The 11812-nt window shown below is 45.3% G+C and carries 10 protein-coding genes; 9 read left to right on the plus strand and 1 reads right to left on the minus strand.

The annotated features are described in order from the left end of the window. The first annotated feature begins 172 nt into the window (after window positions 1–172). The 7 genes from AB6E85_RS24565 to AB6E85_RS24595 all read left to right on the plus strand — a co-directional run bounded on the left by AB6E85_RS24565 (window position 173) and on the right by AB6E85_RS24595 (window position 9840). Window positions 173–1057, plus strand: a complete 885-nt coding sequence (locus tag AB6E85_RS24565) for a D-hexose-6-phosphate mutarotase (RefSeq protein ID WP_086971134.1) — start codon at window positions 173–175, stop codon at window positions 1055–1057. A 297-nt stretch (window positions 1058–1354) separates the two neighbouring features. Continuing rightward, window positions 1355–3391 (plus strand): methyl-accepting chemotaxis protein, encoded by a 2037-nt coding sequence (locus AB6E85_RS24570; RefSeq protein ID WP_372144585.1) that lies wholly within the window; start codon window positions 1355–1357, stop codon window positions 3389–3391. A gap of 190 nt (window positions 3392–3581) precedes the next feature. Beyond that, the gene (rlmA, locus tag AB6E85_RS24575) at window positions 3582–4397 is read left to right on the plus strand and encodes a 23S rRNA (guanine(745)-N(1))-methyltransferase (protein ID WP_372144587.1); all 816 of its coding nucleotides are present in this window, start codon (window positions 3582–3584) and stop codon (window positions 4395–4397) included. Between the two features lie 75 nt (window positions 4398–4472). Continuing rightward, the gene (locus AB6E85_RS24580) at window positions 4473–5426 is read left to right on the plus strand and encodes a ChaN family lipoprotein (protein WP_372144589.1); all 954 of its coding nucleotides are present in this window, start codon (window positions 4473–4475) and stop codon (window positions 5424–5426) included. Between the two features lie 274 nt (window positions 5427–5700). Then, entirely contained in the window at window positions 5701–6054 is a 354-nt protein-coding gene (locus tag AB6E85_RS24585; RefSeq protein WP_048611520.1) for a hypothetical protein, read from the plus strand. Window positions 6055–6182: 128 nt separating this feature from the next. Further along, window positions 6183–8069, plus strand: a complete 1887-nt coding sequence (locus AB6E85_RS24590; protein ID WP_048611518.1) for a BCCT family transporter — start codon at window positions 6183–6185, stop codon at window positions 8067–8069. A 193-nt stretch (window positions 8070–8262) separates the two neighbouring features. After that, entirely contained in the window at window positions 8263–9840 is a 1578-nt protein-coding gene (locus AB6E85_RS24595) for an alkaline phosphatase (RefSeq protein ID WP_372144592.1), read from the plus strand. Between the two features lie 139 nt (window positions 9841–9979). On the opposite strand, the gene AB6E85_RS24600 is transcribed toward AB6E85_RS24595, so the two are convergent. Further along, window positions 9980–10417, minus strand: coding sequence for a YcgN family cysteine cluster protein (locus AB6E85_RS24600; RefSeq protein WP_017059388.1), 438 nt, complete (start codon window positions 10415–10417; stop codon window positions 9980–9982). A 159-nt stretch (window positions 10418–10576) separates the two neighbouring features. On the opposite strand from AB6E85_RS24600, the gene AB6E85_RS24605 reads away from it, so the two are divergent. Both AB6E85_RS24605 and aqpZ read left to right on the plus strand, forming a co-directional pair. Next, window positions 10577–10825, plus strand: coding sequence for a YkgJ family cysteine cluster protein (locus AB6E85_RS24605; RefSeq protein WP_004734153.1), 249 nt, complete (start codon window positions 10577–10579; stop codon window positions 10823–10825). A gap of 100 nt (window positions 10826–10925) precedes the next feature. Continuing rightward, a complete protein-coding gene (aqpZ, locus tag AB6E85_RS24610; protein WP_048610468.1) occupies window positions 10926–11615 on the plus strand; it encodes an aquaporin Z in 690 nt (229 codons plus the stop codon). Window positions 11616–11812: the final 197 nt, after the last annotated feature.

Below are 11812 nucleotides of genomic sequence, written 5' to 3' on the forward strand. Positions count from 1 at the left end.
CTTAGTGTCGCCTTTTTAATGCCTGCTATCTTTTAAACCGCGTCTATCTAAGCTCATCAAGATAGCCCAAACGCAAAATTCAATTCTAATACTGACTCTGCTGGTTACTCATGAAAATACAAGCATCACTCTAGTCAGCATTTGAATTCAATTTCCTTAGAAGGATCATGTAATGGATTTATCTACTCTACCTGCACTGGCGGTACTTTCTGACAACGTGACTATCGTTGAACACGAAGGTGTAAAACTGGTTCGCGTTATCCACGATAAAGCAAACGCAGCGATTTCACTGTTTGGCGGCCATGTGGTGTCATTCCAACCACAAGGTCAAGAAGACCTAATTTGGATGAGCCAACAAGCAAAATTCGATGGTAAAACGGCTCTGCGTGGTGGTATTCCAGTATGTTGGCCTTGGTTTGGTCGCATTGCAGCACCAGCACATGGTTTTGCCCGTTCAAGTGAATGGCAATTGGTTGAGCACCGTGAAAGCGAAGCCGGCGTGATTGTAAGCTTAGGTCTGAAGCCAAGCGAAGAGACGCTAGCAGTATGGCCTCATCAGTTTGATGCACGTTTGAATGTTGAGATCGGCGAGCAGCTAAAAGTAACGCTGGACGTGAAGAACACGGATTCTCAACTATGGACTTTCTCTGGTGCCCTACACACTTACCTAAACGTTGGTGATATTCACACCACAACCACAACAGGTATGGGTGCTGAGTACATTGATAGCCTGCAAGGTGGCAAGATCTGCCAAGGCGGTTCTGAACTGGTACTGACCGACACGATTGACCGCGTTTACACGCAACCAGAAGCGCAAATTTTTGTTGCTGACAAGAAGCTGGATCGCACGCTAACAGTTGAAAACCACGGTCATAACTCTGCAGTACTGTGGAACCCGTGGGCTGAAGGCGCTGCTGGTATGGGCGACATGCAAGACGACGGTTACCTAACTATGATGTGCGTAGAATCAACACTGCACGCACCAAGCCTAGAGGCAGGCAAAACGTTAAAGCCAGGTGAAAGCCACCAGCTGATTACGGTCATTTCCTCAAACTAGACCTCTAGCGAGTTTAATTAAAAACAAAAATGCAGCTCATTGAGCTGCATTTTTTATTGCCCAACCTCACATGCATAGCCTAGTAATCAATGCTTTAGCACAAGCCTATTAGTCCATCACCTCTTTGTTCAACCCCGCACCATTTAGCTCTCATCACTCTAGTTTATAAATATAACTATCAATTCATTAATTATTATCAATTACTGCCGATAAATAAGTACCTATGATAGAAAGCTCAATAACAAACTTCCGTAAAACCACTTAACAACACCTCAATGAAGACAGGATAGTGAATTCATGTTCGAGAAATACAAAAATCAAAGTGTTGGCTTCCAACTTAAGTTGGTCATTTTGCTGTGCTTGCTTATCGCTTTTGGATCCATTGCAACACTCGTGTATAGAAATGCCTCTCAGGTGTTATTAGACAACACGTTAAAAGAACACCAATCCAAAGTAGAAGCGATGGCCAAAACCATCTCTGGTCAGTTCGATGCCTACCTGCACACCGCCAAAGTTTTAGAGTCCACTTTTCGTAACGGTTACCTAGCAGGTGTTTATGTTGAAAGTTATGACGTTGAGTTCAACGGTCACTCCATTCCTAACATGACTCAATATGGTGAGAGCCTAATCAACGACACCAAACTGGTTGATAGCTTTACCCGCGATACTGGCGCAGTAGCGACCCTCTTTGCCCCATTTGGCGATGACTTTATCCGTGTGTCTACCTCTCTTAAGAAACCTTCTGGTGAGCGAGTTGTTGCTACCACGCTAGGGCAAAACCATCCGGGCTATAACAAGCTCAAAAATGGCCAGCCTTATTACGCGCAAGTACAGCTATTTGGTCAGCGTTACATTACCTACTATGCACCTTTGACCAATGCACAGGGCAAAGTAAACGGCGTTTCTTTCATTGGCTTACCAGTAGAAGAGGCAACTCAAAACCTGTTTGAATCTTTGCGCTCGGTTTCTTGGGGTGACACCGGATACACCATCATTGTTGATAACGAGAAAGAACACCAAGGCCAATACTTGTTGCACCCTACGAACGTTGGCGGTGGTAAATCGATTGTTGACGTGGCTGACTACGACGGTAACAAACCTTTCTATCAGATCTTTGAACAGCCATCAGGGCTAATTCGATACCCATATGAGTATCAAGAAACCGTTGGTGAAAAGTACCTGGTATACACCGAAGTTCCGGGTTGGAATTGGAAACTGCTTGGCGGTACTTTTATCAAGGAAGTGACTAAAGGCAGCGACGAATTACTCAAGCTTATCGCCATTATTGCGACCTTAATTGCTGCCGCTACCATCGTCGCGTTAACCTTCGTGTTGAACCGCACACTGACGCCGCTAACGACTTTAAACGAGTACATGCTACGTCTAGGAAAAGGCGAAGTGAGCCTGCATATTCCAAACAATGGTAAGCAGACCAAGAACGAGATCAGCAATCTGAATACCGGTGTTGCGAACATGGCAGCCCAGCTGAACACACTCGTGGGCGAGATTCGTGCAACCAGTGACCAAGTACAGAACAGCTCAAGCAGTGTGTCACAAGATGCTAGCCACAACTTGAGTCAATCTGATCGCCAACAAGCACAGGTTGAGCAAGTCGTTACTGCCATAGAAGAGATGGCCACCTCTGCTGAATCAGTAGCGCAGCAAGTGAACAGCATTGCTGAAAATGTTCGCCTAGCTAATGAAGACAGCCAGAAAGGTTTAGAAGTCGTTGAAGGTGTGTGTATTGATGTTGCCCAGCTGAACGATCAATTAGACAAATCAGCCTCGGCCATCGAGCAAGTAAGCGCTGATAGCGAAAGCATTCAAACCGTCACCAAAATGATTGACGACATTGCAGAACAAACCAACTTACTTGCATTAAACGCTGCAATAGAAGCGGCGCGTGCGGGTGAGCAAGGTCGTGGGTTTGCCGTGGTAGCCGATGAAGTAAGAACATTGGCTCATCGCACACAAACGTCAGTCCAAGACGTAGTGAGCATCATCGAGAAGCTAAAATCTTCGACCCATAATGCCGTAAACCTGATGACGCAAAGCCAATCGAATGCCAACCAAGTACTCGATAAAGCGCAAGAAGCAGGCACCGCGCTAGAGTCGATTGCCTCTCAAGTTGAATCTATTGCTTCTCAAGCAGAAACCATCGCTGCGACGTCAGAAGAGCAAGCTCAAGTTTCTCAAGAAATAGCAGCGAACGCGCATGCGATCAGCGATTTGAACCAGCAAAGCCGTGAAACCAGCGCTAAGACCTCTCACAGTGCTGATGAACTTCAAAAACAAGCGGAATCGTTGAAGAATCAAGTTAACTTCTTTAACTAGAAGCTGAGTTCTCTGTTTTTAGCGACTCGCTCATAACCAATAGAGCCAACCGTGCGTTGGCTCTATCTCTTCATTGACTGGTTCTATCTACTCTCGGATTGCCGTTAGCCAACACAGCTGCGTTTATTCTAGCGCCCCACTATGCTTCCTGTTAAAATTTTGGACTTGAAATTTCTACCTCGAGTTCGCAATGACTTACCAATGCCCTTTGTGTCACCAACCTTTATCTCAAAACGATCGTACGTTTAAGTGTGAAAAGAACCATCAGTTCGACCTAGCGAAAGAAGGCTATGTCAATTTGATGCCTGCGCACCACAAACGCTCAAAAGATCCAGGTGACAACAAAGAGATGATGCAGGCACGTCGTCGCTTCCTTGAAGGTAACCACTATGACCCAATGCGCCAAGCGGTGGTGATATTGTGTTCTCGCTATCTACCAGAAGAGGCGCCTAGCCTATTGGATATTGGTTGTGGCGAAGGTTATTACACCAACGAAATTGCAGTGAACCTTCAAGAAAAGAAGGGGGCTACTTTTGGCCTAGACATCTCTAAGATTGCTATCAAATACGCCGCTAAACGCTACCCTGCTGTCGACTTCTCAGTTGCATCAAGCCATCGCCTACCCTTTGCTGAAAACAGCTTAGACGGCATTCTACGCATTTACGCGCCTTGCAAGGCTGAAGAGCTACAACGTACCATCAAAGATAATGGTGTGGTGATCACCGTGACACCAGCTAGCCGACACCTGTATCAACTACGTGATGCAATTTATGATGGCGTTCGCTTGCACGACGAAGATCCAGAAGTGATCGAAGGTTTTACGCTTGAGCATCAAGAGCAACTAAACTATATGATGGAACTATCGGGGTCAGATGCATTCGACCTGCTACAGATGACGCCGTTTGCTTGGAAGGCGAGTGAAGAGTTTAAACAACAACTCACCGAGGCAGAGCAATTCAACTGTGAAGCTGACTTTATGCTGCGAGTGTACCGCAAACAAATTTAATTGATATTGATTATCGTTTGCATTGAAATCTTATCTTGCCTCCTTTAGTATGCGTGTTCTTCAAGGAGGCATTTCATGCAACGTATTATTCTTATCGGATTAGCTACTCTTCTCACGGCTTGTGCTAATCAACCTGCAAAAGACACTTCTCAAAAAGTGGCTCAAACGGAATCCGTTTCCACATTCTATGACTACCAGTTCGCTTCTCCACAAGGCGAAACACTTTCTCTCGATGCATTACCTAAACAGCTGATTGACGCTGATGTGGTTCTTATTGGCGAATGGCACACGCATTCTGCTATTCACCGCTTCCAAACCGACTTCTTAAAAGCGCGCCGCAACGCAACATCCAACATTACGCTTTCAATGGAACAGTTCACTCGCGAGCACCAAGCCACACTTGACCAATACTTAAACGGTGAAATTGGCGAACAAATTCTCATGTCTCAAGCGGCAGCTTGGCCAAATTACGAAAGTGATTACCGTGCGTTAGTTGAGTTCGCAAAAACCAACGACGTCGATGTTATTGCGGCAAACGCACCAAAGCCATTTGTGCAGTGTATTGGGCGTAAAGGATTGCCTTACCTAGACCAATTGTCGACCGAGCAACGCCAATGGATTGCTGCCGAAGTGAATACTGGCGATAGCCCATACAAAGAAAAGTTCATGGCTTCTATGCACCACGGTACGCCCGAGCAAACAGAAAAACAGTTTGCCGCTCAGGTAACCTGGGACGAAACCATGGCTGAGTCGATTGTGGATTACCTAGCATCAAACCCTGATAAACAAGTAATTCATGTGGCTGGCAAATTCCACACCGAGGGTGGTTTAGGGACAGCAGCATCGATTCTACGTCGTAACCCTGATTTAAAAATCGCAATCATCAGTCCAGTTGAAGCGATTTCAGCGGATAACAGTGATTATCAGCTTGAAGTGCTTTCGCCGCCGGCTCGCTTTGTTAAGAAAGAGAACCGAATGAAGGCATACAAGCATCTGTCAAAACGCAGCGCTAGCCTAGAGTGTGAGTAAGGTCTGTTGTTCCACTCTTCTAAGCTAAAGAGTCGACGGGCTAATCCTAGATAATTAGCCCATCGTCACAACTTGATCACGTTCCCGTCATTCATCCTAACTCTATCTAAATCAAACATTCTTATCGGCACAAGACTTGCTTAGTAAATAGACGATTTAACCAAGCAGATGAAAATGTAATGTGCGAATAAAAAACATCACTATCGATGATTAATTGCACAAGTTTTTCACACCTCTGCCGATACTATATTTAAGGATAGGTAAGGAGAGCGATATGACGCCAGTAGGAACGAGTAATACTCAGCTGTATTCACCTTCGCAAATGAATGCACAAGCTAAAAGCACTGAAGCTGAAAAGCCTGCACCTCTTAAGGTTGAGCAAAATACTGTTAAGCTTTCTGATGAAGGCAAAGCCCTATTATCTGCACTTAAAGAAATCGATAAAGAAGCCAAGAAGGTCGAAGCTGAAAACGCGACCGTTACCGATAAGGTTGAGTCATTTGCTCATGGCGCTCTAGGTATGGATCACCCAGATAAGATTGAAGAAGAGGACGATGGTTCTTATTCAGCAGGGCAATACTTATCCGCAGCGGCAACCGTTGGTGGCATCCTACTCGCTTTAATCTAACTTTATCCCCAGTTACTGCACTTTCCTCTCTGCATTAAAGCGATTTGTCGTCACGACAACAGACCCGATTTGGTCTAAAAAACGAGTTCATTCCATAATTCCGCTCTCATTTTAATGGAATAATACTCGTGAAAAACACTTTTGAGCTTATTGACAAGCCTACCTTCTTTGGTGCTATTGCACTCCTACTCACGATAGTTTTCCCGCTCATTTTGTTCCCAACACAGGGCGCAGACTGGATTGCGGTTGCGAAAACATTCATGACTGACCAACTTGGATTTCTATATCTTGCTCTAGGCCTCGCGGCTTGTGCATTTATGGTTTACGTTGTGTTCAGTGATATGGGACAAATTAAACTGGGCGAAGCCGATGAAGAGCCTGAATTCAAAACAGCATCATGGGCTGCAATGTTATTTTGTGGCGGTATCGGTGCAAGTATCTTGTACTGGGGCTGTATTGAGTGGGCTTACTACTACCAATCACCGCCTTTCCAACTAGAACCTGGCAGTGAAGAAGCGGTTCGTTGGGCGGCAACTTACGGTTTGTTCCACTGGGGACCAATCGCGTGGTCTATCTACCTGATCCCTGCGATTCCTATCGCTTACTTCTTCTATGTACGTAAACAGCCAGTTCTAAAGATCTCTAGTGCGTTAATGCCTGTTCTTGGTGAACACCGCAGTAAAGGCGTACCTGGAAAAATCGTCGATATCCTTTTCATTTTCGGCCTATTAGGCGGCGCTGCAACAACGCTAGGTTTAGCTGCACCTCTAATCACTGAAGGTCTGAATCACCTATTTGGTCTACCTAAAAATAACCTAACGCAAGTGATGGTGCTTTTAGTCTGTACTGCGATTTTTGCTTACTCATCTTATGCTGGATTGGAAAAAGGCATCAAGATCCTAAGTAACATCAACTTCTGGGGTGCAATGGGTCTGTTGGCTTTCGTTCTGATCGCGGGTCCAACAATCTTCATGTTAGAAACAGGTTTAGACTCAATTGGTCGCCTACTGTCTAACTTCTTCGTGATGGCAACGTGGGCTGAACCATTTGGTGGCTACGGTACATTCGAAAACACTCACTTCCCACAAGACTGGACGATTTTCTACTGGGCATGGTGGCTAGTATTTGCACCGAGTATGGGTCTGTTTGTTGCGCGTATCTCTCGCGGCAGAACCATCAAACAAATGGTGTCAGGTTCGATCTTCTTTGGTTCTCTAGGTTGTTTCCTATTCTTCATGATCTTAGGTAACTACGGCCTATCACTGCAGCTTTCTGGTGAGCTGGATGTCGTTGCGATTTTGAATGCGGAAGGCGCAACCAAAGCTATCTTCTCGATGCTTGCACAATTGCCAATGAGCACGCTGGTTATCGCTGTATTTACAATGCTGTGTATCATTTTTACGGCAACAACATTTGACTCTATCTCATACATCCTGGCGTCTGTTGTACAAAACAACGTGACCGAAGAGCCATTGCGCTGGAACCGTATGTTCTGGGCATTCACTCTGTCATTCTTGCCAACGATTCTGATGTTCTTGGGCGGCCTAAGTACGCTACAAACGGCTGCGATTGTTGGTGGCTTACCGCTGCTTGCTATCTCTGTCATGTTGATGATTTCAGCAGTTCGTGCGACTAACCTCGACCTACGCCATCAAGATGCGTACATCGAGCCAACGATCAACATCGAAGAGCTGCCAGACATGGACCCTTGGTCTGCTGAAGGTATGGCGCTGGCTCAATTTGAGAAAGAAAGAGATGCAGCACAAGAAGCTGCAGAACTTGAGCGTGTTGCTTACACAGAACTTGCCGCAGTGAAGAAAGAAATTCGCGCTTATGTGTTAGAACAAGGTTCACAAATGGAAACTCACGAGTTACCAGAGAACCTACAACAAGCACTTGAGCAGGCCGAGAGTAATCTTAGTGCCGCACAAGCGAAAAAGATCGAGTTATCTGAGCAAGCTCAGAATGCTCGTATCACGTTCAACCAGGTGGTTGCAGACTTACCGCTTGCTTGACATTAGCCATGACACAGTCCATTGATTTGGACCCTCCTAAATACGACAAAGGCTCACAGAAATGTGAGCCTTTTTTTATGCTTTTCTAAAAGCTTGAGTTATTGCTCAATTTTATATTGATGAAACAAATATGAAACGACTTTGACACAAATAGGTGTTCTAATCATCCCGCTTATATAAAAAGGGATAACTAATGAAGCACTTTATGAAACCAATTGTTACCGCAGTGGTAACCTCTACACTCTCATTCAACGTACTTTCAGCAGAAATCAAGAATGTCATTCTGATGATCGGCGACGGCATGGGACCTCAGCAAGTTGGCTTATTGGAAACCTACGCAAATCAAGCGCCAAATTCCATCTATAAAGGGAACAAAACGGCCATTTATCAACTTGCTCAAGAAGGGGTTATTGGTTCATCCCTAACGCATCCGGAAGACGCAATCGTAGTGGATTCAGCTTGCTCTGCGACCATGCTTGCAACGGGTATCTACAGCGGTTCAGAAGTGATCGGTATCGATTCCCAGGGTAACCATGTTGAGACAGTGCTTGAGAAAGCGAAAAAAGCAGGCAAAGCGACCGGCTTAGTTTCAGACACACGCTTAACTCACGCGACCCCTGCTTCTTTCGCCGCTCACCAACCTCACCGTTCTTTAGAGAATCAAATTGCATCTGATATGTTAGCAACGGGCGCTGATGTGATGCTCTCTGGAGGACTGCGTCATTGGATCCCTAAATCGACCAACGACAAAGGGGAAACCTATAAGCAACTTGAAAAACTGACTCAAGGTGATGTTTATCTCAAATCGAAGCGCAAAGACGACCGTAACCTGCTGACTGAAGCAGAGACAGACGGCTACCAACTGGCGTTTAATCGCAACATGCTAGACGACGCTAAGGGCGATAAACTACTTGGTCTATTCGCCTACTCAGGTATGGATGATGGCATCGCTTACAGCAACAAGAAAAAGAGTGGCGAACGAACTCAGCCAAGCCTGAAAGAGATGACACAAAAAGCGCTAAACATCCTATCTAAAGATGAAGATGGCTTTTTCCTAATGGTCGAAGGTGGCCAAATCGACTGGGCGGGACACAGTAACGATGCAGGCACCATGCTGCATGAACTGCTCAAGTTTGATGAAGCGATACAAACGGTGTACGAATGGGTAAAAGATCGTGAAGACACGATCGTGATTGTGACCGCAGACCACGAAACAGGCTCTTTCGGTTTCAGCTACTCTTCTAACGACCTACCAAAACCACAGAAACGTTCTGGCGAAGCCTTCGCCGATCGCGACTATGCACCTAACTTTAACTTTGGCGCATTCGATATTCTTGATGGTCTATACAATCAGAAGCAAAGCTACTACGGCATGATCAGCGAATTTCAGAAGCTGGATAAAGCGCTGCAAACACCTGAAAAGCTGGCTGAGATCGTCAACAAAAACAGTGAGTTCCCTATCACAACGGAACAAGCGAAAAACGTATTAGCCAGTAAACCGAACCCATACCGATTGGCTCAGCACAAATACTTATCGGCAGAAGAAGTGCCTGCTATCAACGATTTCGATGCTTTCTTCCCATATAACGACCGTGGCAACCTACTTGCTCGAGAACAAGCAACCGGTCAAAACACCGTTTGGGGTACAGGTACACACACTCACACACCAGTGAACGTGTTTGCTTGGGGTCCTGCTGAAAAGATACTGCCAGTTTCGAAAATCATGCACCACTCAGAACTGGGTGAGTACATTAAGCAACAAGTAAACTAGCCTGAATCTTTTTTGCTCGTTTAACTTTAGCGCCCTCCGGGGCGTTTTTTGTTTTAAGCCTTTAAGTTAAGTTAGTTTTTAATTTTAGGCGACGCCAAATAACAAAACAGCCGCTAAAGAGCGGCTGTTTTTATAATACTTAGCGGTTCGGGTGATTCAAAATATGATCTTCCCAATCCACCACATCAATTTCGTAAACTACTTTGTTACGAACGCTTTCACCTGCTGCATGCATCTCTGTTTTTGATCCAGTGATCAACGGGTGCCATTCAGGGATCGGCTTAGATTCTGATAGAAGACGGTAAGCACAAGTGTCTGGTAGCCAGTGAAATTCATCGATCTTGTCACGAGTCAGCTTCAAACACTCTTCACCTGAAGTGAAGCGGTTCGGGTAGTCTTTACACGAGCATGTTTTGTCGTTTAACCAGCTGCACGCCACGTTGGTGTAGTAAACTTCATCGCTATCTTCATCCATTAGTTTATGCAGGCAGCACTTACCACAACCGTCACAAAGTGATTCCCACTCATTCTCGGTCATTTGCTCTAGTGTCTTTTCTTGCCAAAATGGATTCGTCATAGGATTACTTCTTACTCTTTTACTGGGGTGCGTGTTATACCGCTAGCCCATAAAAAGTTCAAGGATAATAATTGTTCATTCTTTGATTCAATCAACAGCTGTCACTCTCATCATTTTTTGCTACTATCGCGCACCCTGTTATTTAGTGAGTTTAATTTGATGGAATGTCGCCTAGGTTGTGGAGCATGTTGTATCGCTCCAAGTATTACATCTGCTATTCCTGGAATGCCTAATGGTAAGCCTGCTGGCGTACGCTGCATCCAATTAAATGAGCAAGATCTCTGCAAATTATTTGGTCAACCTTCACGCCCGAAGGTATGTCACCAATTCAAAGCTTGCCCTATCATTTGTGGTAAAACCGACCAAGAAGCCCTTGATAACCTGATCGAATTAGAAGCTATTACCTAAGATTAGCTGACCTTTTCTTCCTCCTATATGCCCAAGATTTCACAATTCTGCGAAATCTAAACTATCTTGTTGATACTGGTACAGATTAATAAGGATCGTTATGAATAGGTATATCGCAGAAATGTTCGGTACATTTTGGTTGGTGTTAGGGGGTTGTGGTAGTGCCGTCTTAGCCGCTGCTTTTCCCGATGTAGGTATCGGCTTACTAGGGGTTTCCCTCGCGTTTGGTTTAACCGTACTCACCATGGCTTTTGCTATTGGCCATATATCCGGCTGTCACCTCAACCCTGCTGTTACTATTGGATTGTGGAGCGGTGGTCGCTTTGATGCCAAAGACGTCGCACCTTACATTATTGCCCAGGTCATTGGCGGTATTATCGCGGGTGGAGTGTTATTTGTGATTGCTTCAGGCCAAGCAGGTTTCGACGCTGCCGCATCTGGCTTTGCTTCAAATGGTTACGGTGAACACTCACCGGGCGGCTACTCGCTCACAGCAGCACTTGTCTGTGAAGTGGTCATGACCATGGTGTTCCTATTCGTGATAATGGGCGCGACTGATTCAAAAGCGCCTGCTGGGTTTGCACCCATTGCAATTGGTCTCTGTTTGACCTTGATTCACCTTATCAGTATCCCCGTAACCAATACTTCTGTGAACCCTGCTCGAAGTACCGGCGTGGCTGTATTTGTCGGTGATTGGGCCGTTTCGCAATTGTGGCTATTCTGGGTTGCACCGATTATTGGTGCTGTAATTGGCGCGATGATTTACAAAGCGGTAAGAGGTTCAGATTAGTGTACAACTAACCTATTGTAATCAGTTAAGTTTAATCTATTGAAGCAGCTTAACTGATTACATATTCCCAAAGAATCAAGCCCCTCTATCCTGCAACTCAATATTATCATCGCTACACAAATGGATAGTAAAAGCCATTAGATTGTCATTACTGAGGGAACATGACGGGATAAGTACCAACCGATTCTGTCATGCCT

Source organism: Vibrio sp. 10N.247.311.51 (assembly GCF_041467855.1).
Classification (GTDB): domain Bacteria; phylum Pseudomonadota; class Gammaproteobacteria; order Enterobacterales; family Vibrionaceae; genus Vibrio; species Vibrio coralliirubri.